The organism is Roseobacter sp. OBYS 0001 (genome assembly GCF_019654895.1).
GTDB classification, from domain to species: domain Bacteria; phylum Pseudomonadota; class Alphaproteobacteria; order Rhodobacterales; family Rhodobacteraceae; genus Roseobacter; species Roseobacter litoralis.
The window spans coordinates 957,801-978,801 of the sequence record NZ_BPES01000001.1; the positions used below are offsets into that span (position 1 = coordinate 957,801).

A 21,001-nucleotide genomic window follows, 5' to 3' on the forward strand; every position below is an offset into this window, starting at 1 on the left:
TCAGACCTCGATTTTCTTCGGGCGCTTACGCTCGAACCAGATAACGATCATCAACCGCGTGACAAAGATCGCCGTGAAGACAGACGTGAGGATCCCAAGGCCCAGCGTGATGGCAAAGCCACGCACTGGCCCTGACCCCATCGCAAACAGGATCACCGCTGTGATAAAGGTCGTGATGTTCGCATCCAGAATGGCAGAGAGCGCTTTTTCATAGCCCAGTTCAATGGCACGCGCCGGCCCTTTGGAGGTTTTCAACTCTTCCCGGATGCGTTCAAAAACCAGCACATTCGCGTCCACCGCCATACCGACGGTCAGCACGATCCCCGCAATACCCGGCAGGGTCAGCGTACCGCCGATCATACTGAGCAGGCCAAAGATGAGGCCAATGTTTATGATCAGCGCCACGTTCGCAAACAATCCGAACATGCCATAGCTCAGGAACATAAAGACCAGCACGCCCACAAAGGCGATAATCGTCGCGATCTTGCCTGCGTCAATGCTGTCCTGTCCGAGTTCGGGACCGATTGTGCGCTCTTCGAGAAACTCAAGGCCCGCTGGCAACGCACCTGCACGCAGCAAAATCGCGAGGTTGGTTGATTCCTCGACCGTGAACCGCCCCGTAATGATGCCCGACCCACCGGGAATATGGCTTTGGATTGTGGGCGCGCTCACGACCTCGTCATCCAGGACGATGGCAAAGGGCGAACCGATATTTTCCGCCGTATAATCCCCGAATTTCCGCGCGCCGGATGTGTTAAACCTGAAGTTGACCGCAGGCCGTCCATTCTGGTCAAAGGCGGGTTGCGCATCGACGAGTTCTTCGCCCGTGACGACCGCTGCGGCTTCGATCGTGTAAAAGGCACCGGGTTCATCCACGGATGGCACGAGCTTGTTGCCCAGACCCGGGCTGGCGTTGGCGTCTGATCCACGGCTGACAACCGGGTTAAACGTCAATTGCGCTGTGGTGCCGATGATGTCCTTGAGTTCCGCCGCCGAGCCGATCCCCGGCACCTGTATCAGGATACGGTCGGATCCTTGCCGTTGGATCGTGGGCTCGCGTGTGCCGACCTCGTCAATCCGCCTGCGGATGATCTCAAGGCTTTGCTGCACAGTACGCTCATCGGAGGCCAGTTTTTCCGCCTCCGACATGGTCACGATCAGCAGATCACCCTCCGCGCGCACCTCAATGTCATTCGCGCCTACGCCCGTGATCGTCTGGATGGGCCGGGCCAACCCGCGCACGATTTCCAGCGCGCGCGGCATTCCCTCAGGTTGCGAAATGCGGACATGCACCTCATCACTCGGGGAAGGCTGCAGGCGAATTGTGCCGATTATTTCACGCTCTGGGCGCAACGAATCCCGTATCTCGGGCCAATACGATTCCATCCGGTTCGCATAAACATCCGCCACCCTGACTTCGGCCAGCAAATGCGCGCCACCGCGCAAATCCAGTCCAAGGTTCACCAGACCCGATGGCATCCATTCCGGCCAACCGGCCCGCAGCGCGGCGTTTTCCGGCGTGTCCGCCCCAAGTTCAATGGCCTGAACCGCATCATTGTGCTGCTCGACGGTCGTGTAAAAGAAGTTTGGCATCGCAAGCCAAAGCCCGGCCACACATGTCAAAAGGATCGTGATCCGTTTCCAAAGATCAATCTGCAGCATAGTGACGCCTTTTCAAGCCGTTGTAAGGCGGTCTTACTTCGCCGGTTCAGTTTTTGAGACCACTGTGGCGATTGTGCTTTGGATCACTCTAACCTTCACGCCTTCTGCGATTTCAAGCTCAAGCTCGCCATCGTCTTTGACCTTGACAACTTTACCAAGAATACCACCCTGCGTGACAACCTGATCGCCCCGACGCAGAGCCGAAACCATTGCCTGATGTTCTTTCACTTTCTTTTGCTGTGGCCGTATCAGCAGGAAATACATGATCGCAAAGATCAGGATAAGTGGTACGAACTGGGCGAATGCTTCCATGAACAGGGTCCTTTACATGATGGCGTACCGCGTCACTTCCGCGACACGCGAATTTTGGCGGAACCTATGGTCTGATGGCGCGCTTTGCAAGACAGACCGTAGGGCGATCGCAAATGAAATGCGCGCTTGGTCTCGCGACGTGAAAAAGCGCCTGCCGCGGCCCATCACAACCGCGTTCAGACACAAAACCGCTCAGCGCCGGACATGGCGGGTAAACCTTGGCGCGATGTCTGCCATTTGCGCACTGTGCTTTTCTCAGGTCCCGCAAGGTATCGCCGGTCCTCTGCCGATGCTGGACGCGGAGTCGCGTCAGCAATGGCAGGCCGTTGGACGTGTAAACGGCGCGGGTTTTCGCAACACGAGCGGCTGTTCTGGCACATTGGTGGCCCCTGATCTGGTGTTGACCGCTGCACATTGCGTTACGTCTGACGGGCGCTTGTGGTCGGAACGCCATTTTCTGGCCGGGTGGTTTCGAGGCGAGTTCACCGCGCACCGTGTTTCAAAAGATATCCAAATACACCCTCTTTATGCACTGACCACGGGGGCGCCCAAATTCGCCTATGACATTGCGATGATCCGGTTGTTGGAACCTATCGAACGCGCGCTCCTGCCGCCCGTTGATCTGCTGCCGCGAAATGCAGTCTCTGGTTCAACGGGTCTGTTGCTCGGGTATCAGAACACGCGTCCGCACGCATTGAGCGGTGCCGCCGGATGCCCCCGAAAGCCGTTGCGCGCGTCGAAATGGGTCATTTACGGATGCGAAGTGATCAGCGGCACGTCAGGCGGGGCGGTGATGATCGAAACACAAACGGGGTGGAAACTTGGCGCTGTCATCGTCGCGCGCCAAGGCGCGGCGGGCGAAGCACTTGCCGTTCCGGTCAACGATTGGATACGCGACGCCGTGAAAGAAGCGCAAAAACGGGAGGATTTGCGCAAATAACACCCTCCGACAGGCCATGCGACGCTTACGATCCATTCAAACTTCGGTCATAAGCAGAGCCAGAAACGATTCAGATCCGAGGATGAGACATGCACGATATCCGCGCAATCCGAGAGAACCCGGCAGCCTTTGACGCAGCATTGGCGCGACGTGGGGAGGCTCCGATGTCGCAGGCGATACTCGCACTGGACACAGCACGGCGCGCCAAGATCAACGCAGCGGAAAACGCTCAGGCCGAACAGAACAAAGCTTCCAAGGAGGTCGGACAGGCCAAGGCAAAGGGCGATGAGGCGATGTTTGAACAATTGCGCGCGCTGGTCTCTGAAAAGAAGGCGCTGATTGCGCAAATGCAGGCGGACGCTAAAACGCTGGACGCAGAATTGACAGAAAAACTGTCTTGGATTGCCAACATCCCGGCCGATGACGTGCCCGATGGCGCCGACGAAGATGACAACGTCGAGGTGCGCCGCTGGGGGCATCTGCCCGATTTTGAATTCACGCCCAAGGAACACTACGAAATCGGTGGCGTTGCCGCTTCGATGGATTTTGACACAGCCGCCAAGACATCCGGTGCGCGTTTTGTCATGTTGAAAGGGGCGGTTGCCCGCATCCATCGTGCCTTGTCGCAATTCATGATCGACACCCATGTGGATCACAACGGGCTGACCGAAATCAACAGCCCCGTTCTGGTGCGCGACGATGCGATGTATGGCACGGACAAACTGCCGAAATTTGCCGAGGACAGCTACCAGACCACCAATGGCTGGTGGCTTGTGTCCACATCGGAAATTCCCCTGACCTATACGGTCGCAGGTGATATTCTGGACGCTGCTGCTCTGCCGATCCGGATGACCGCGCACACGTTGTGCTTTCGCTCCGAAGCGGGCAGTGCGGGGCGCGACACCGCGGGTATGCTGCGCCAGCACCAGTTCGAGAAGGTCGAGATGGTCTCGATCACCGAACCGGACCAGTCCGAGGCGGAACAACAACGCATGCTGCGCTGTGCCGAGGATATTCTGGAACGCCTCGGCCTGCCCTATCGCACCGTGCTGCTTTGCACGGGCGACATGGGGTTCGGTGCACGGCGCACCTTTGACATCGAAGCCTGGCTGCCCGGTCAGAACAACTATCGCGAAATATCTTCGGTTTCGACGACCGGAGATTTTCAGGCACGGCGCATGAATGCGCGCTACAAACCCGCCGATGGGGGCAAGCCACAGTTCGTGCATACGCTGAACGGCTCAGGTCTGGCCGTGGGGCGTTGCCTGATTGCAGTGTTGGAAAACGGGCAGCAGGCGGATGGGTCCGTGGTTCTGCCGCCGGTCCTTGCCAGCTATCTCGGCGGCAAAACCGTGCTGAGTGCTGAGGGCACTCTGGTCTGATCACCCCTACCGCTACCGGGTCGGGTGGATTTCATAGCCGCGTTCTTCGGGTTCATCATCAATCAGCGTGTCGGGAAAACCCGGCGCGCGGACATCAAGGCCCGTCGCCTCTTCGAGGCGTTCGATCATGCGGTCCGATTGCGCCCGCTCCCCATAGCGGTGTTGCCCGTCGCGCATCATCTCGATGATCAGCGGTGAAATTTCCAGCGGCACGTCATGCGCCTCGGCCAGTTTCTGAAACAGGCCGATGTCTTTTTGCACAAGGTCCATGGTGAAATTCACATCGCGCGATCCCGACAACAGCAGCTGGCTTTCGGTTTCATGCACGAACGACGTTCCCGACGAGATGCTGATCGCGTCAAAGGTGGTGGCCAGGTCCATCCCGGCGGCTTTCATCACCGTCAACGCTTCGCACAGGGTCAGCAGATTGGCGGTCGCCAGATAGTTTGTCATGACTTTCAAAACACTCGCACTGCCCAACGGTCCGGTATGCAGAACGCGTCGGCCCATGAGCGTTAGCAACGGCAAGATGCGCTCAAACGTCGGGCGGTCGCATCCGGCATAAATTGAAATATTGCCCGTGTCCGCCCGGTGACACCCGCCTGAAACAGGACAATCGACCGCCGCCCCACCCGCCTTGATCACCTCGGCACCGATTTTTTTAACCTCGGCCTCATCGGTTGTGGACATCTCCATCCAGATCTTGCCCGCCCCAACATGGGGCAACATCTGTTCCAGCACGGCGGCAGAGGCCGCAGGACTTGGCAGACAGGTGATCACAGCGTCGCAACTCTGCATCATATTCGCAGGCGTACCACCATCTTTTGCACCCAATGCAATCTTTGCCGCCACAAAATCCGGGTTCAGGTCATGCACCCAGAGGTCCGTACCATTTCGCAACAATGACCCGCTAAGCTTGCCGCCCACATTACCCAACCCGATAAACCCGACTTTCATTCCACGCTCCTGCCTAGTATTTCGCGCAAAACTATGGGGCGCATACGACATGTCGCGCCTGTTTGCGACGACGGATCGAATGATGGGGGCTTTTCAAGCCACGGGCCCACACCTAAATCACGTGCACTGTGTTGGTAGATTGTCGGATGTAACCGAATTTATTTCGAGAACGGCGCCCACGCTGCCCAGCTCTGACATCGCCGCGGCCCACCTCGCGCAGCAAACAAACCACGCTTGCGCGCGCAAGCGGCTTGCGGCATTGTTTTCACATCCCGAAAAGGTTCCCTTGATGCAGTTACGATTTTTGCCTTTGCTTATCATCACGACGGCTTTGACGGCCTGTGGATTTTGGCCAGACCTCCCCGAGGCAGCCGGAAGCAGTAACAAAGGGTCCAAATACCCTGTATTTGTGCCGCTCGATAAGGCCAGCCTGCCCTCCCCCGAACAGCAGGCCGACGAAATAGAGGCAGAGGCGGCACTGGCCGGGCGGATCGCACGGCTGCGCGCGCGCGCAGCCGATTTACGCAGCACGTCGGTCGAATAACGCTGTCGGGCGGTCGCTTGCGCGTTGCACGCTTTAAGCTGACAGGATAAACGCCGCGCAGACACCACATCCACACGTGCAAAGGAATCACCCCGATGTCTCAGCCTCTTCGTCTCGGTATCGCAGGTCTTGGTACGGTTGGCATTGGCGTCCTGCGCATTCTGAGGCAGCATGCCGCCTTACTTGAGGCGCGCACCGGTCGCCGCCTTGAAATCACCGCCGTCTCGGCACGGGACAAATCCAAGGATCGCGGCATATCCCTGGCGTCTTATGCATGGGAAGCGGACCCGGTTGCTCTGGCGCAGCGCGATGACATCGACGTTTTCGTCGAACTGATCGGTGGCGAGGAAGGGCCTGCAAAAGACGCTGTCGAAGCGGCACTGTCCAAGGGCAAGGATGTCGTGACCGCCAACAAGGCGCTATTGGCGATCCACGGTCAGGCGTTGGCCGAAAAAGCCGAAGCGGATAGGCGCGCCCTGCGCTACGAGGCCGCTGTTGCGGGCGGTATCCCCGTGATCAAAGCGCTGACCGAGGGGTTGGCAGGCAATGCCGTCACCCGCGTCATGGGCGTGATGAACGGATCCTGCAATTACATCCTGACGCGGATGGAAACCGCCGGTCTGAGCTATGATGAGGTCTTTGCCGAGGCGGATGCACTGGGATATCTCGAAGCGGACCCACAACTGGACGTGGGCGGGATTGATGCCGCGCACAAGCTGGCCATCCTGTCCTCTCTCGCCTTTGGCACCAAGGTTGATTTTGCAGGCATCACGCTGGAAGGCATCGACCGCGTCAGCATTGATGACATCCGCGCCGCTGCCGATATGGGCTATAAGATCAAACTGCTGGGCGTCGCGCAACAGACCGCGCGCGGCCTCGAACAGCGCATGCAGCCCTGCCTTGTGCCTGCCACGTCACCTTTGGGTCAGCTTGACGGGGGCACCAATATGGTCGTCCTTGAGGGCGATGCCGTCGGGCAGATCGTGCTGCGTGGCCCCGGTGCGGGTGAAGGCCCCACGGCCAGTGCCGTGCTGAGCGATATCTGCGATCTGGCGCGCGGGTTCTCGGGGCCGGTATTTGGCCTGCCCGCGACAACGCTGGAAACATCACAACCTGCCACTGCCGCCCTGCCCGCCTCTTACTATCTGCGCATGTCATTGCATGACAAACCCGGCGCATTGGCCAAGATCGCGACCGTTTTGGGTGAAGCTGGCGTCTCGATTGATCGCATGCGCCAGTATGGACACGACGATACGGCAGCGCCGGTCTTGATCGTTACCCACAAAACCACCCCCGCCGCCATCGCCGACGCTTTGGCGGCCATGCAGGATACGGCGGTGCTGTCTGGCGATCCTGTCGCCCTGCGCATCGAAGACGTCTGACACAGACAGCAACATTGTTCTCACCCTCAGGGGCGGCTACAACCCGTCCGGACGCTCACTCTCTAGGACCAAAAGGAATTTGTAATGCCTGCCACCGCCGAATTTCATGATCGCATGTTATCTCTGGGCCTTGCCCGCGTCTCTGAAGCAGCAGCGCTGGCCTCTGCCCGCCTTGTTGGTCACGGAGATGAGAAAGCCGCCGATCAGGCGGCGGTGAACGCCATGCGCGAACAGCTCAACATGCTGGACATTGCCGGTGTGGTCGTCATCGGTGAAGGCGAACGCGACGAGGCCCCGATGCTGTTCATCGGCGAAGAGGTCGGCACCGGCAACGGACCCGGTGTTGATATCGCGCTGGACCCGCTTGAGGGTACAACCCTGACGGCAAAGGACATGCCAAACGCGCTGACGGTGATCGCCATGGGGCCGCGCGGCTCGATGCTGCACGCACCGGACGTTTATATGGACAAGCTGGCGATCGGGCCGGGGTTTGCCGAAAACGTCGTTACACTCGCCATGAGCCCGGGCGCGCGCGTCGCGGCACTTGCGGCGGCCAAAGGCTGCGCCCCTTCGGATATAACGGTTTGTATTCTTGAACGCCCCCGCCACGAAGCCATGATCAGCGAAGTGCGCGCAACCGGCGCATCGATCCGCCTGATCACCGACGGCGATGTGGCTGGCGTGATGCACTGCGCTGAACCTGAAACAGGTATCGACATGTATATGGGCGAAGGCGGCGCACCAGAAGGCGTGCTCGCAGCCGCGGCTTTGAAATGCATGGGTGGCCAGATGTTCGGACGGCTTTTGTTTCGCAACGATGACGAGCGCGGTCGCGCGGCCAAAGCTGGCATAACCGATCTGGACCGTATCTATGCGCGCGATGACATGGTGACCGAAGACGTCATTTTTGCAGCAACCGGTGTGACAGGCGGCAGTATTCTGGCCGGTGTCCACCGCGAACCGGGTTGGATGACAACCGAAACGTTGATCATGCGGTCAAAAACCGGATCGGTACGGCGCATGAACTACCGCACACCTGTCTCGTCACCACAGGTTTGAACGTCCCGTCGGCTGTGATTGGTGAGGCGTTGGTATGAGCTTTCTGGGTATTGAACGCTCTCTGACAGGCAGGCGTTGGGTGGGCCCAACCGCAGAGATGGAGCGCGCCGCACAAACGCTTGAACAGCGCGCCGACCTGCCAGCCCCGGTATGTCAGGTATTGGCGCGACGCGGGGTGCAGGCCGAAGATGCGCAAAGCTTTCTTGCGCCTGCCTTGCGGGACTTGATGCCCGACCCGCGCAGCCTGAAAGACATGACCAAGGCGGCGACCCGCTTTCTGGACGCCGTTCGCAAGCGCGAAAAAATTGCCATCTTTGCAGATTATGATGTGGATGGCGGCAGTTCTGCCGCGCTTTTGTTGTCATGGTTACGGCAAATGGGACGCGAGGCCACGCTTTATATTCCCGACAGGATTGATGAAGGGTACGGCCCGAATGACGAGGCGATGGCGCAGCTTGCCCGCGCACATGATCTGATCGTTTGCGTCGATTGTGGCACGCTCTCCCATGGTCCGATCGCCGCCGCCGTTGGTGCAGACGTGCTTGTTCTGGACCATCACCTCGGCACCGAAGAATTGCCAGCCGCCCTTGCCGTGGTCAACCCGAACCGGCAGGATGAAAGCGGCGACCTTGGGCATTTATGTGCCGCAGGTGTTGTGTTCCTCTTACTGGTGGAACTGCGCCGGTTGCTGCGCGAGGCCGGTCAAACAAGTCCGGACCTGATGAGTTTTCTGGACCTTGTCGCGCTGGCGACGGTGGCGGATGTCGCCCCTTTGGTCGGGATAAACCGCGCCTTTGTGCGTCAGGGGCTCAAGGTTCTGGCCCGCCGCGAGCGGATTGGCTTGACGGCTCTCGCTGACGTGGCGGGTGTGGACACGGAACCGAACGCATATCACCTCGGGTTTATACTTGGGCCGCGCGTGAATGCGGGAGGGCGAATAGGCGCAGCGGACCTCGGCGCGCGTTTGTTGGCAACAAATGACCCCCATGAGGCTGCCGCACTGGCTGAACGGCTGGACAAGCTGAACACGGAACGTCGCGAAATCGAAGCCGCAGTGCGCGCCACAGCCCTCGCGCAGGCCGAGGAACGCGGCCTCGATCGCCCTCTTGTCTGGGCCGCCGGAGCGGACTGGCATCCAGGCGTTGTTGGAATTGTCGCATCGCGCCTCAAGGAGGCTGCGGGCCGGCCCAGTATCGTCATCGGGATTGCAGATGGCATCGGCAAAGGATCCGGGCGATCCGTTTCAGGCATCGATCTTGGTCAGCCCATCCAGCGCCTTGCAGCCGAGGGTCTGCTTTTGAAAGGCGGTGGTCATAAAATGGCGGCCGGGCTCAGCGTGGAGGAAAGCAAGATTGAAACGGCTATGGCCCGCTTGTCTGAATTGCTCGAAAAACAGGGGGCCTCTTCCATTGGCGCGGCCGATCTGCATATCGATGGGTTGCTCATGCCCGAAGCCGCCGCCGTTGAATTGGTGCAAAAGATTGAGCAAGCGGGCCCCTTTGGTGCCGCCGCCCCCGCCCCGCGCTATGTCTTTGCGAATGTGGCCGTAAGATTCGCAAAACGTGTTGGCGAAAATCACCTCAAGCTGAGCTTTGGCAGCGATGCTGGCTCGATGGACGCGATTTGTTTTGGCGCATACGACACCGATTTGGGCCCAACCCTCGAAACGCATGGCGGCGCGCGCTTTCATTTGGCCGGGCGACTTGACATCAACACGTGGCGCGGACGCCAATCCGTGCAGTTGCGACTTGAGGATGCAGCACCCGCTGCAATGTGAGCGGCGCAAAATTTCTGCACCTCGTCCTAAATTTCCGCTTGCGCCGATGGCACGGATTGCCTAATCAGCCCTCACAGCGCCAGTGGCCCGTTCGTCTATCGGTTAGGACGCCAGGTTTTCAACCTGGAAAGAGGGGTTCGATTCCCCTACGGGCTACCACGTCATTCATATTCTTAATGAATAATTGATTGAGTTCCGACGTCTGTTGGATACGCACCAATACATGATCTCATAATTCGAAAAATGAAGAGGGTTCAAGACGCAGGCTTTCTTGATTCTGAGCACCGCAACAGGTCGTCTTAAAACCTGTGCTTTGATGCTGGTCGTTCATCGGATGCCATTTAGAGCCGACGGTTTCTCTTGAGTTGCCCGTCGGGGAACATTCCAATGCCTGCGTTCTCGGCCTTGATGATGAGAAAACTCACCACCGGCCTTCTTCCGACACGCTTTAATGATCCTTTGGTTTTTGTGGACACACTATAAGTACACTCAAGCGCCATCTTGAGACCTTGATTGTCGGTCAAGACTGCGCGCCTTTCCCGACTGAGCGAGGACAAGGCGGCGTGAGGATTTGGCCTGTGCTATCTGCACAAAAAACAACATCAAAGGCTCAGCTTGAAACCATAAAGACTTTTTTTGCCGCGCTCATGGTTGCAGCACCCTATTCCCGGAAATCACCCGTCACGCGGCGCGAGAGATAACTGTTGCGCCTTGCGTTAATGCGCCGATGTGATCACATTGCACTTCGTTGGTAGAATTCGGAGAATCCATGACACATCAGACGTCATTTTCACGTGCGGCACGTGCGTCGGTTTATCTTGCCGTATGTATCGCATTGACCGTCGGCTATTCGACGAAGCCTGCGCAATCGCAAGACGGAACGAACCCGGCGCCAAAAGTTGTCATCGCTGCCGCCTACAGCGAGGAGTTAACACGCGAAGCCACTTTCGTGGGTCGTGGGGAGGCATCTGCAAAAACAGACCTGATCGCCCGCGTGACCGGCATTATCACCGAGATGGTTGTCGAAGACGGGGCATCCGTGAATGAAGGCGATGTGATCTTCAGAATTGAACCCGATACGTATCAAGCCGAGCTTCAGGCGCAACAAGCAGCCGTTCAGCGGGCGGATGCCAATGTGAAACTCGCCGAAATTGAACTGGTGCGCAAAACGGAATTGCTGAGACGGGAAGCTATTGCCGAATCCGAGCTTGATATCGCGCAGGCGAATGCCGCCGTGGCCGAGGCAGATCTCCTTGCAGCTCAGGCGGCACTCAGAGAAGCCGAGCTGAACCTGGAACGCACCAACATCACCGCGCCGTTTGACGGGCGTATCGGTCGGTCAACCATCAGTCTTGGTGCTCTGGTCGGCCCGTCGACGGGCCCACTTGCAACTCTGGTTCAGGAAACCCCGATTTATGTGACGTTTTCGCTGTCAGAACCGCAGCTTTTAGGCGTGCTTGAGCGGTTGGAAACGGGCATGGACGAGTTGATTTCCAATGGCGCCTCACCCAATGTTTTTGTCAGGCTTCCCGACGGCACCTTGCTGGAGGAACCCGGCAAGGTGGTTTTTCTCGACAACCGGATCAATCCCGCAACCGGCACAATTTCGCTGCGGGCGGAATTTGAGAATACTCGACGCATGATCCTTGATGGAGGGTTTATTTCGGTCGTCATCGAAGCGCTGGAGCCAACCCTAAGCGTTCTCATTCCTCAAAATGCGGTTCAGCGTGACCAACGCGGCGATTTCGTTCTCGTCGTGACAGATCAACAACTGGTCGAACAAAGATACGTGGTGCTGGGGCCGCAGGCGGAAACCGCGGTCGTCGTATCCGAGGGTCTGCGCGAGGGTGAAAGCGTGATCGTCGAGGGTTTGCAACGCGTGCGCCCCGGCGTCGAGGTCAACGCAGTGTTGACCGGCACAAGCGATGTGAACTGACCTGATGCTTTCAACAGTTTTTATCAAGCGTCCCAAGATGGCCATTGTGATTTCAACGGTCCTCACGCTCATGGGTCTGGTTGCCTATTCGGTGATCCCGGTCGAACAGTTTCCAAACATCACCCCGCCCGTGGTCAACGTGACCGCAAGCTATATCGGTGCGAATGCCGAAACGGTGGAAAGCACCGTCGCCGCCCCGATCGAGGCTGAGGTCAACGGCGTGGAGGACATGATCTACATGTCCTCTGACAGCAGCGACACGGGCAGCTATTCCTTGTCAGTGACATTCGATGTCGGCACCGACCCCACCATCGCAACAGTCAACGTGCAAAACCGTGTGTCACAGGCGATGTCAGGCTTACCCGTTGAGGTTACGTCAACCGGCGTTGTTACGGAAAAATCGTCGACCAGCATGCTTCTGGTCGCCACGTTGTTCTCGCCCAATGGCACATATGATGAAGTGTTTTTGTCAAACTATGCCTCAATCAACTTAAAAGACGCACTGGCTCGGGTGCCGGGGGTCGGTAAAGCAGAGGTGCTGACGGATTTCGCCTATGCGATGCGCATCTGGATGGACCCGGATCGCATGACCGGCCTAGGGGTCACACAAGCCGACGTCATGTCTGCTATTCGCGATCAGAACCTGACTGTTTCTGCCGGGCAGATAGGCGCGCCCCCTGCCCCTGACAATCAGCAATTTCAATACTCTGTCACGGCGCAAGGGCGTCTGGCGACGGTCGCTGAATTTGAAAATATCATCATACGCACCGGCGACTCGGGCGGTGTGCTGCGTATGAAAGATATCGCGCGCATCGAACTGGGGGCCAGTTCCTACGGCGTATCCGGCCGTTATGAAGGGCAACCCGCAACCGTGCTCGCGGTCTATCAGGCACCGGGCGAGAACGCGCTGACCGTGGCCGCAGGTGTCTATTCCGAACTTGAACGGCTTTCACAGGCCTTTCCGCAAGACGTGACCTACGAAGTGCCGTTTGACAGTACAGATTTCGTCGAACAATCGTTGAATGATGTTGTGAGCACGCTGATCCTGACATTCGTTCTGGTCATGTCCGTGGTGTTTGTTTTTCTGGGTAGCGCGCGCGCCACGCTGATCCCCGCCGTGGCCATACCCGTATCGCTGATTGGCACGTTTGCCTTCTTATTGCTCATGGGCATGACCTTGAACACGATTTCGCTATTTGCGCTCGTACTCGCCATTGGTATCGTTGTGGATGATGCCATTATCGTGGTCGAAAACGTCGAGCGCGTGATTGCCGAAGAGGGTCTCAGCCCGGCGGAAGCAACCGCGAAAGCGATGACGCAGATCACAACACCTGTCATCGCCACGACGCTGGTTCTTCTGGCCGTCTTTGTGCCCGTCACCTTCATGCCGGGTATCTCCGGGCAACTGTTTTCCCAATTCGCAGTCACCATTTCTGTTGCTGTTGTGATTTCTTCCATCAATGCGCTGACGCTTTCGCCTGCCCTCTGTGCGATTGTCTTGAAGAAACGCAGTGGGCCGCCAAAGGGGCTGCTTGCGGCTTTTGAGAAAGTCATCGGTGGTCTCAGGGATGGGTATGCGGGCATCGTTGGCCGTCTCATTCGCCTGCCGATCCTTGGGCTCGCCATTCTGATCGCGCTTGGTATCGGGTCAAGCTCCATGATGGGTTCTTTACCCAAGGGTTTCCTGCCGCTGGAGGACAACGGCTATGTCTTTGTCGACGTTCAATTGCCCGACGCCTCAACCGTACAGCGCACCGAAGTTGTATCTGACCGCCTCAACGCGCAGATCCGGGCATTGGACGGCGTTGCAAATACGGTTCAGGTCAACGGTTTCAGCCTTTTGAACGGTGTCGGCTCGAACGGGGCAATGATCATTGTGAATCTCGACAATTGGGAGGAACGGCAAGAACCGAGCCTCAGTGCCGACGGGATTCTTACGCAGATCTTCGGGATTGCGTCGCAGGAGGCTTCTGCAAAGGTTCTCGCCTTTAACCCCCCTCCGATCACGGGTCTTGGTGTCAGCGCCGGTGTCGAGATGAAGGTACAGCAGACCGGCGGCGGGGCGGCCAATGATCTGTCAGCCGCTGTCAATTCGCTTGTTTTTGCGGCCAATCAACGCCCTGAAATCGCGCAGGCCTATACAAGCTTTAGCGCCAATGTCCCCAAGCTCTTTGTGGACCTTGATCGCGAGAAAACCAGATCCCTAGGCATCCCGGTAAGTGATGTTTTTGAAACCCTGCAGGCGCATCTCGGCTCGATTTATGTGAACGATCTGAACCTTTTTGGTAAGGTCTACCGCGTGATGATACAGGCCGACGTGTCCTTCCGTGACACGGTTGAAGATATCGGACGGCTCCATGTCCGTACGCAAAGCGGTGAAATGGCGCCGTTGTCCACGTTGATCAACGTTGAAAAAGTTCTGGGACCAGTCCTTCTTAATCGCTACAATCTGTTTCGCGCCGCGACCGTGACCGCTGTTCCCGCGGCGGGCTATTCGACAGGGGATGCCATCGCTGTGCTGCAAGAAGAAGCCCTCACAGCGCTGCCGCCCGGCTACGCTTATGAGTGGACCGGGACTGCGCAGCAACAACTCGATGCAGGCGGCACCGTTATTCTTGTTTTGGCCGCTGCGATCATATTCGGGTATCTGTTTTTGGTTGCTCAATATGAAAGCTGGACAATGCCGCTGGGCATTCTGCTATCGGTTACTGTTGCGTTGTTTGGCGCACTCGCAGCCGTTCTTGTGACGGCAGGCGACGTCAATCTTTATACGCAGATCGGGATGATCATGCTGATTGGGCTCGCGTCCAAGAATGCTATCCTGATCGTGGAGTTTGCAATGGAGCAACGCGCGGCTGGCGCCAGCATCCGCGAAGCAGCCCTGCAAGCCGCGCGCCAGCGGTTCCGCGCTGTTATGATGACCGCCCTGTCCTTCCTTTTGGGGGTTGTACCGCTTCTGGTGGCATCCGGCGCAGGTGCTGCGAGCCAAAAAGCGATCGGTATCGCCGTCTTCGGTGGCATGTTGGCCGCAACGGTGATCGGCGTCATTGTTGTGCCAGTGCTATATGTTCTGCTGCAGTCGTTGCGGGAGAAGGTCAAAGGGACATTCAAACGAAAGGATGCGCCAGCCAACTGATCCGCTTTGCGTTGCACGACAATGCGTGTCGCAGGCCGAATTTGGTCGGCCATCCCCTTCGTCCCGTCAGCAGTTTGCGGTTTCGGTCAAGCAGATGGTTTGCGATCTGCACGCCTCAAGCGGTTTGCGGCATGTCTCGCATCATTGGTGAGAAGAACAGGTGACACCCCCGGCCAGCATGCTTTGCCGCATAAAGTGCCGCATCCGCATCACCCAGGAGCACGTCAGCGGTTGGTTCACTGTAATCGCCCGCGACGACCGTCCCGATACTTCCTGATATCTGACAGACCTCGTTTTCAAAGAAAATCGGACTCTGCAATTTTGTAATGATCCGATCAGCAATACGCTCAATATGCGCGTGCTCCTCCGTGCCCTTGATCAGAATAACAAATTCATCGCCACCCACACGTGCGACCACGTCCACTTTGCGCGTTTCATTGTTCATGATGCCAGCCACACGTTGAAGTACATAGTCGCCCGCCGCGTGGCCAAGGGTATCATTCACAGCCTTGAAAAAATCCAGATCAATATGCATCAAGGCAAAAGGAGTGCCAAGGTTCAAAACCGTGGAGAGTTCCTGATCGACCGCACGCCGGTTTTTGAGGCCAGTGAGCGTGTCGGTCAGTGCCAGTTCTTCAGCCTCGACACGTGCAACTTGTAGCCTTTCGTTCAGACGCCGTGATGCCTCCATCGCTGCGGATTTGGCTTCCACCAGATATAGCATTTCAACCGTCAAATCCGTCGCTGCAAAATCGGCGGCCGTCAGGTTATGATCACTTACCGCATCGATGATAGAAATCCCGAGAGACAGGTTTACCACCATCTGCCCGGCATCAGGGCCCGGCATGACCACCCCTTGCAACTGGCTGTCAGGCATATCTTGAAACTGCAGTTTCAGGCGCACACCGGTATTTGCTGTCAACGCGTCCAGAGTAGATATTTTTCTGGGCCTCTTAATGCTAAACACGTCCAGAAAGCGGCGCCCGATCAGCCCCTGAGGGAAAATCTTTTGCGCTGTTGGACCACAAGACGTTATTTCGCCGTTGCGATTGAACACAATATGCATCGGGCAGAGCACGTTCAGCATTTCATGACACAAATTCCCGCTCATGCCCGCTTTGCCCCCAAGTCGAAATCGCGCCCGGCGGCAAACTCAGTTTCCAGCAGCGTGATCTCGACAACTTCGCAGCCGTCCTGAACGCCCTTGTGCTCAAGATAGGCCAGAACACCGTAATCATCCGCCATGGCGCGCAGGACGCCCATGAACAAAAAACCCCATCCCGCATTCACGCTGTAACAGTGCAGACTATATCGCTCGTCAGTTTCTTCAAAAAGTTCCAATCGTGGCAATTCAAGATTTGAAACGGCCAGACGCGCGCGATCCGGCAAATAGTCCAGCGAATGTAAAAACTCCACAAAGGTGACGCCACCAAACCGCAGCAAACGTCGCAAAGCCTGCACATTGGTGTGGGAAACGAGATACGTGCCGATGTCTTCCAACAAATCGTCTTGGGGGCGGTCCAAAACCTGACAAACAGACGCCAAAACGCGCGGCGTCAATTCATCATCATAGATCCACATCGCTTCGAAATCGGTAAATGGCAACCTGGCGTGGTGTGTGACCTCACGCCATTTCGCGTCACCATAACTATCGATGACGAATCGTTGAATTCCGCAATTAATTAAACCGTGCATGGCGTTAACATGCCTCAGAGCAGTTAATAATTGTCCAACAGCTCAAATTTTAACGGTTAATTTCAGCGCCGCTCAAAAATCGGTGGGCGCACCGCCCTCCTGTTTGCGCCGCTCCACAAAAGCCGCCAATTCCGCGCGGATGTCAGGATCCATATGCGGCTCTTCAAAGCTGGCGATAATCTCCTTGAACATTACATGTGCGCGCTCCGGTGTCCAAACACCACCAGCAGCCTCCCAACCCTCATAGTTTTTCCAATCACTCAAAAAGGGCTGATAAAAGGCGGTCGCATAGCGATCCTGTGTATGTTGAATGCCAAAGAAATGCCCCGCATTTCCGACAGACTTAATCGCTTCAATCGCGATCTCATCAGGTCCAGTTGCCACAATCTCAGGTTCCATATACCGCTGAATGTGCTGCAACACCTCACAATCCATGATGAATTTTTCGGGGCTCGCGATCAAACCACCTTCCAGCCAGCCCGCCGCGTGATAGACCATATTTGTCCCGGATTGGACCGCCGCCCAAAGGCTGTTGGACGTTTCCCACATGGCCTGCCCGTCCGGCACATTCGCCGCGCACACACCGGAAGAGCGCATCGGCAGATTGTAGAACCGACAAAGCTGCCCTGTCATCTGCGTGGCACGCATATATTCAGGTGTGCCAAAGGCCGGCGCACCGGACTTCATATCAACATTGGACGTGAACGTGCCAATCGCCACCGGACATCCTGGGCGGATGATCTGTGCCAGCACAACGGCACACAATGCTTCGGCCAGCGATTGCGCGACAGCCCCGGCCATGGTGACGGGAGCCATCGCGCCCGCGAGCGTAAATGGTGTTACCACCAGCCCCTGTCCCCGGCGCGCCAGACGCATCCAGCCATCGAGCATCGGAATGTCATGCTTAAGCGGTGAGGTAGAATTGATATTCGTGTACATTCGTGGACTTGCGTCAAACTCTTCATGTGACAGGCCCCCGGCGATACGTACCATTTCCATCACATCTTCGACACGTTCTTTGCCAAGCGAATAGGCATGCATGACCTTATCCGTCAGAGTGAGTTTATCGAACAGCACGTCCAGATGGCGGACGGAGGCATGCACGTCCACCGGCTCAACCGGGTATCCGCCTGCAAAGTGAATGCAATTGAAATATTGTGTGAGTTTGAGCAGGTTGCGGCACATCTCGCGTGTTCCCGGCACTTTCGTGCCAAGCGCCATATCCCAGTAATTCGGTGGCGAAGACACATTGCCGAAGACGAGGTTTTTACCGCCGATGGTGATCTTGCGATCCGTGTTTCGCGGGGTCAGCGTGAATTCGGACGGTGCTTTGGCGATCCACTCCATCACAAATTCGCGCCCCATGCGCACATTTTCACCCGAGACCGTGCACCCTGCCTTTTTCAGAACACCCAATGCCTCGTGATTGAGGAACTCGATGCCGATCTCTTCCAGAATGCGCATCGCACCATCGTGGATCGCCGCAACACCCTCCTCTGAAAGAGGCTCCGTCGGGCGATCCATATTCACCGGCGGCTTCCACGGCATTTGTTCGATAACAGCCGTGCCACGCCGAGTAGCAGCCCCTGCGCGGCCCCCCGTGCGGGACCGCCGTTTAGTTGCGCGATCAGACATTGACGTGTTCCTTCTCCGCTCTCCTGCTCCTTAAAGAACACAGAGAGCTACGGCTCAGACCGTCTTATTCGCGACGACTTTCGTCGTTTTCGGCTCTTTGCCGTTTTACTGCGATGATATCCAATCGGGCAGCGCGGATATATCGGGCAGGACTTTATCTGCGTAGGGCGCAAGGGTTTCATGACCTGCAAGACCGGTCAGAACGCCAACGGCGCGCATTCCCGCACGCTGTGCGGCAAGCAGATCATGCGTGCTGTCACCGACCATTACAATTTGCTCAGGCGCGATGTTCATGGCCTGCGCGCAGGCCAGCAACTGGCCCGGCGCTGGTTTTGCCCCAAAGCCACTGTCGAAACCCGCGATGAAATCAAAGCCGTCTTCGACGTTTGCAGCCGCGAGATGCGCGCGCGCCGGTGCCTCTGCGTCATTTGTCACCACCCCGAGCTTCAAATCCATGCCCCGCAACAGGCTCAGAAAGGGCGACAGGGGCAGAACTTCGGCCTGTGGTGCAGAGGCGGCCTCTTCGTTCAATACGTCTACCAATTCGTCAACCGTCAACTCTGGCAACTCCGAAGCTAACGCCAAAGCCACTTCCATTGGCGTGCCCGCGATCACGACGCTGTCGGGCGCGAATTTTTGCCGCCCGATGTCAAAACCGACCCGGCGCCCCAGCAATTCTGCCTGCGCATCGCTTTCCGCGATTCGCCGCAGGAATGCCGCGGCCCATGCCTCCCACGTCGTGGAGAAATCAAACAAGGTGCCATCCTTGTCAAAAATAACGGCTTTTAGCGCTTTCATGTCCAATTCACCTGCGCACCACCGGGTAAACACTGACGGGCCATCATCAAACTTGCATATTCAATTTTCAGATGGTCACAACACCGAACCACCCATGCATCATCCATCATGATGAAATCCAAAACGGACGCCAGAAAAACGGCGTCGCTGGCCCCCGCCCGCAGGTCAGCTTCAGAGGCCCCGCTAGAGCCCTGAAATACCGGCAATAATTCCTCATCACCCGCCAGCCACCCCAACGCCTGCAGGGCGATGACTTCGGCGGACTCTTGCGTATAGGACATGCGACACCTCTAATTTTAAAACTATTTGAAACGGTTTGTTAACCAATCTGCGATCAAAGTCGCCTACCCGAATTTCCTTAAGAAAGGTCGCAATCAGCGTGCAGGGCAAAATTCTCATAGTAGATGCGATATCCACTAATCGCATTGTTTTAAAGGTAAAACTTGCGTCTGCTTTCTACGAAGTCCTGCAAGCCTCAACCGCGGATGAAGCTTGTGTTGCTGCTCTGAGACATGCACCTGACCTCATCATCTCAGCCATGGCTTTGCCCGACGGTGATGCAGCCGACCTGTGCGGCAGATTGAACAGAAACCCGCAAACACGATCCATTCCCATGATGGTTGTGGCGTGCCGACCCGACACGCAAAGCCGGCTGGCAGCGTTGGAGGCTGGCGTGCAAGACGTCATGGTCAAACCCATTGATGACACATTGCTGCTCGCACGGGTGCGCAGCTTGATCAGGGCCCACAACACTGCTGCGGAGTGGCAAATGCGCGATGATACATCCAGAGCCCTTGGTTTTGCCGAAGATTCCACCGACTTCGGCCCGGCGGGACGTACCGTCATGGTGTGCTCTGGTCTGAAAACGGCACAAAGCTGGATCCAACAGTTGCGCCCGCATCTAAGGTCGTCTTTGACACAAGCCTCACCAGAAACGGCGTTGCGCGATCTGACGCCGGGGCGCATTCCCGATGTCTTCATTCTGGTTCTCGATGATGGAGATAAAGTCAGCGGAGAGATCCTGCGCCTGCTCGCGGCGGTGCGGGCAACCGCGATTACCCGCCATGCAGGTATCCTGGTGATACAACCGCGCCCCGACCCCGGGCTTGGCGCTTATGCGCTCGATCTTGGTGCGGATGATCTGATGACCGACGGGTTTGACAAAGAAGAACTGGTGTTGCGTATCAAGGCGTTGATGCGGCGCAAGCGCATCGCAGATCAGTTGCGCGCAACTGTGCGCACCGGATTAAAGGCCGCCGTTTCGGACCCGCTGACGGGTTTACACAACCGCCGCTACGCCCTGCCCCATCTGTCGCGCGTTGCCGAACATTCGGCAGCCACCGGACGCAGTTTCGCTGTCATGGTCGCGGACTTGGATCACTTCAAGCAGATCAATGACGTTTATGGCCATGCATCAGGCGATGCTGTGTTGGTGGAAGCGGCGCGGCGCCTGCGCGAGAACCTGCGCGGCGTGGATCTGCTGGCGCGTATCGGTGGCGAAGAATTCCTGATCGTCATGCCCGCAACGCCGTTCAGCGAAGCCCGCGTCTCTGCCAGCAGGCTGTGCCGGAAAATCGGCGGGCAAGGCTTCAAGATACCGGGCTCAAATGAGCTCGTTCAAGTGACAATTTCCATCGGCGTGACAATGGGCGGCGTCCGAAAGATGCGTGGCGTGCAAGGCCCGGCGCCAGACGCGAATGAACTGCTCGATGCTGCGGATAAAGCACTCTACGAGGCCAAGCTGCAGGGGCGAAATCAGGTCAATCTTGCCCGCCCCGCTGCGTAA

At 57.3% G+C, this 21,001-nt stretch carries 17 protein-coding genes, 1 tRNA gene and 1 pseudogene; 10 read left to right on the forward strand and 9 right to left on the reverse strand.

Translation table 11 applies throughout. The annotated features are described in order from the left end of the window. Complete coding sequence (gene secD, locus K5Q35_RS04655) at nt 1–1,662, reverse strand: protein translocase subunit SecD (protein ID WP_220798600.1); 1,662 nt, start codon at nt 1,660–1,662, stop codon at nt 1–3. A gap of 33 nt (nt 1,663–1,695) precedes the next feature. After that, the gene (gene yajC / locus K5Q35_RS04660) at nt 1,696–1,974 is read right to left on the reverse strand and encodes a preprotein translocase subunit YajC (protein WP_013961921.1); all 279 of its coding nucleotides are present in this window, start codon (nt 1,972–1,974) and stop codon (nt 1,696–1,698) included. Between the two features lie 118 nt (nt 1,975–2,092). On the opposite strand from yajC, the gene K5Q35_RS04665 reads away from it, so the two are divergent. Together K5Q35_RS04665 and serS are read left to right on the forward strand one after the other, a co-directional pair. Continuing rightward, nucleotides 2,093–2,914 (forward strand): serine protease, encoded by an 822-nt coding sequence (locus K5Q35_RS04665; RefSeq protein WP_220798601.1) that lies wholly within the window; start codon nt 2,093–2,095, stop codon nt 2,912–2,914. An 89-nt stretch (nt 2,915–3,003) separates the two neighbouring features. After that, a complete protein-coding gene (gene serS, locus K5Q35_RS04670; RefSeq protein ID WP_220798602.1) occupies nt 3,004–4,296 on the forward strand; it encodes a serine--tRNA ligase in 1,293 nt (430 codons plus the stop codon). Nucleotides 4,297–4,308: 12 nt separating this feature from the next. Here serS and K5Q35_RS04675 read toward each other — a convergent pair whose 3' ends face one another. Continuing rightward, nucleotides 4,309–5,253: an NAD(P)-dependent oxidoreductase gene (locus K5Q35_RS04675; protein WP_220798603.1), complete on the reverse strand. Its 945-nt coding sequence runs from the start codon at nt 5,251–5,253 to the stop codon at nt 4,309–4,311. A 289-nt stretch (nt 5,254–5,542) separates the two neighbouring features. On the opposite strand from K5Q35_RS04675, the gene K5Q35_RS22615 reads away from it, so the two are divergent. The 7 genes from K5Q35_RS22615 (at nt 5,543) to K5Q35_RS04710 (ending at nt 15,087) form a co-directional block, all read left to right on the forward strand. After that, nucleotides 5,543–5,797 (forward strand): hypothetical protein, encoded by a 255-nt coding sequence (locus K5Q35_RS22615; RefSeq protein ID WP_174270217.1) that lies wholly within the window; start codon nt 5,543–5,545, stop codon nt 5,795–5,797. Between the two features lie 95 nt (nt 5,798–5,892). Continuing rightward, on the forward strand, nt 5,893–7,179 hold the full coding sequence (locus tag K5Q35_RS04685; protein WP_220798604.1) for a homoserine dehydrogenase: 1,287 nt from the start codon (nt 5,893–5,895) through the stop codon (nt 7,177–7,179). Nucleotides 7,180–7,263: 84 nt separating this feature from the next. After that, complete coding sequence (gene glpX / locus K5Q35_RS04690; RefSeq protein ID WP_013961927.1) at nt 7,264–8,238, forward strand: class II fructose-bisphosphatase; 975 nt, start codon at nt 7,264–7,266, stop codon at nt 8,236–8,238. Between the two features lie 34 nt (nt 8,239–8,272). Then, nucleotides 8,273–10,015: a single-stranded-DNA-specific exonuclease RecJ gene (recJ, locus tag K5Q35_RS04695; RefSeq protein ID WP_220798605.1), complete on the forward strand. Its 1,743-nt coding sequence runs from the start codon at nt 8,273–8,275 to the stop codon at nt 10,013–10,015. 84 nt (nt 10,016–10,099) lie between these two features. Beyond that, nucleotides 10,100–10,174 (forward strand) — tRNA-Glu (locus tag K5Q35_RS04700). Between the two features lie 610 nt (nt 10,175–10,784). Next, nucleotides 10,785–11,951: an efflux RND transporter periplasmic adaptor subunit gene (locus tag K5Q35_RS04705; protein WP_220798606.1), complete on the forward strand. Its 1,167-nt coding sequence runs from the start codon at nt 10,785–10,787 to the stop codon at nt 11,949–11,951. A gap of 4 nt (nt 11,952–11,955) precedes the next feature. Next, the gene (locus tag K5Q35_RS04710; RefSeq protein ID WP_220798607.1) at nt 11,956–15,087 is read left to right on the forward strand and encodes an efflux RND transporter permease subunit; all 3,132 of its coding nucleotides are present in this window, start codon (nt 11,956–11,958) and stop codon (nt 15,085–15,087) included. 115 nt (nt 15,088–15,202) lie between these two features. Here K5Q35_RS04710 and K5Q35_RS04715 read toward each other — a convergent pair whose 3' ends face one another. The 6 genes and pseudogenes from K5Q35_RS04715 to K5Q35_RS04735 all read right to left on the reverse strand — a co-directional run bounded on the left by K5Q35_RS04715 (nt 15,203) and on the right by K5Q35_RS04735 (nt 19,496). Then, entirely contained in the window at nt 15,203–15,934 is a 732-nt protein-coding gene (locus K5Q35_RS04715; protein ID WP_308443341.1) for a GGDEF domain-containing protein, read from the reverse strand. A gap of 54 nt (nt 15,935–15,988) precedes the next feature. Next, nucleotides 15,989–16,198, reverse strand: a pseudogene (locus tag K5Q35_RS22845) (GGDEF domain-containing protein); the annotation flags it as partial. Next, nucleotides 16,195–16,782 (reverse strand): heme NO-binding domain-containing protein, encoded by a 588-nt coding sequence (locus K5Q35_RS04720; protein WP_013961934.1) that lies wholly within the window; start codon nt 16,780–16,782, stop codon nt 16,195–16,197. The pseudogene K5Q35_RS22845 and the gene K5Q35_RS04720, both read right to left, overlap by 4 nt. 72 nt (nt 16,783–16,854) lie before the next feature. Further along, nucleotides 16,855–18,417: a trimethylamine methyltransferase family protein gene (locus K5Q35_RS04725; protein ID WP_220798609.1), complete on the reverse strand. Its 1,563-nt coding sequence runs from the start codon at nt 18,415–18,417 to the stop codon at nt 16,855–16,857. A gap of 105 nt (nt 18,418–18,522) precedes the next feature. Further along, nucleotides 18,523–19,215 (reverse strand): HAD family hydrolase, encoded by a 693-nt coding sequence (locus K5Q35_RS04730; protein WP_220798610.1) that lies wholly within the window; start codon nt 19,213–19,215, stop codon nt 18,523–18,525. Next, a complete protein-coding gene (locus K5Q35_RS04735; protein WP_013961937.1) occupies nt 19,212–19,496 on the reverse strand; it encodes a DUF3572 domain-containing protein in 285 nt (94 codons plus the stop codon). Before K5Q35_RS04735 ends, K5Q35_RS04730 begins: the two co-directional genes overlap by 4 nt. 98 nt (nt 19,497–19,594) lie before the next feature. On the opposite strand from K5Q35_RS04735, the gene K5Q35_RS04740 reads away from it, so the two are divergent. Further along, nucleotides 19,595–21,001 (forward strand): diguanylate cyclase, encoded by a 1,407-nt coding sequence (locus K5Q35_RS04740; RefSeq protein ID WP_259650458.1) that lies wholly within the window; start codon nt 19,595–19,597, stop codon nt 20,999–21,001.

Bases quoted from the DNA above. Each gene is read 5' to 3' on its own strand.
- K5Q35_RS04725 (WP_220798609.1), bottom strand. From the start codon at position 18,417: ATGTCTGATCGCGCAACTAAACGGCGGTCCCGCACGGGGGGCCGCGCA.
- K5Q35_RS04720 (WP_013961934.1), bottom strand. From the start codon at position 16,782: ATGCACGGTTTAATTAATTGCGGAATTCAACGATTCGTCATCGATAGT.
- yajC (WP_013961921.1), bottom strand. From the start codon at position 1,974: ATGGAAGCATTCGCCCAGTTCGTACCACTTATCCTGATCTTTGCGATC.
- K5Q35_RS04705 (WP_220798606.1), top strand. From the start codon at position 10,785: ATGACACATCAGACGTCATTTTCACGTGCGGCACGTGCGTCGGTTTAT.
- K5Q35_RS04710 (WP_220798607.1), top strand. From the start codon at position 11,956: ATGCTTTCAACAGTTTTTATCAAGCGTCCCAAGATGGCCATTGTGATT.
- serS (WP_220798602.1), top strand. From the start codon at position 3,004: ATGCACGATATCCGCGCAATCCGAGAGAACCCGGCAGCCTTTGACGCA.
- K5Q35_RS04665 (WP_220798601.1), top strand. From the start codon at position 2,093: ATGCGCGCTTGGTCTCGCGACGTGAAAAAGCGCCTGCCGCGGCCCATC.
- K5Q35_RS04715 (WP_308443341.1), bottom strand. From the start codon at position 15,934: ATGCCGGGCCCTGATGCCGGGCAGATGGTGGTAAACCTGTCTCTCGGG.
- secD (WP_220798600.1), bottom strand. From the start codon at position 1,662: ATGCTGCAGATTGATCTTTGGAAACGGATCACGATCCTTTTGACATGT.
- K5Q35_RS22615 (WP_174270217.1), top strand. From the start codon at position 5,543: ATGCAGTTACGATTTTTGCCTTTGCTTATCATCACGACGGCTTTGACG.
- K5Q35_RS04685 (WP_220798604.1), top strand. From the start codon at position 5,893: ATGTCTCAGCCTCTTCGTCTCGGTATCGCAGGTCTTGGTACGGTTGGC.
- recJ (WP_220798605.1), top strand. From the start codon at position 8,273: ATGAGCTTTCTGGGTATTGAACGCTCTCTGACAGGCAGGCGTTGGGTG.
- K5Q35_RS04675 (WP_220798603.1), bottom strand. From the start codon at position 5,253: ATGAAAGTCGGGTTTATCGGGTTGGGTAATGTGGGCGGCAAGCTTAGC.
- K5Q35_RS04735 (WP_013961937.1), bottom strand. From the start codon at position 19,496: ATGTCCTATACGCAAGAGTCCGCCGAAGTCATCGCCCTGCAGGCGTTG.
- K5Q35_RS04730 (WP_220798610.1), bottom strand. From the start codon at position 19,215: ATGAAAGCGCTAAAAGCCGTTATTTTTGACAAGGATGGCACCTTGTTT.
- glpX (WP_013961927.1), top strand. From the start codon at position 7,264: ATGCCTGCCACCGCCGAATTTCATGATCGCATGTTATCTCTGGGCCTT.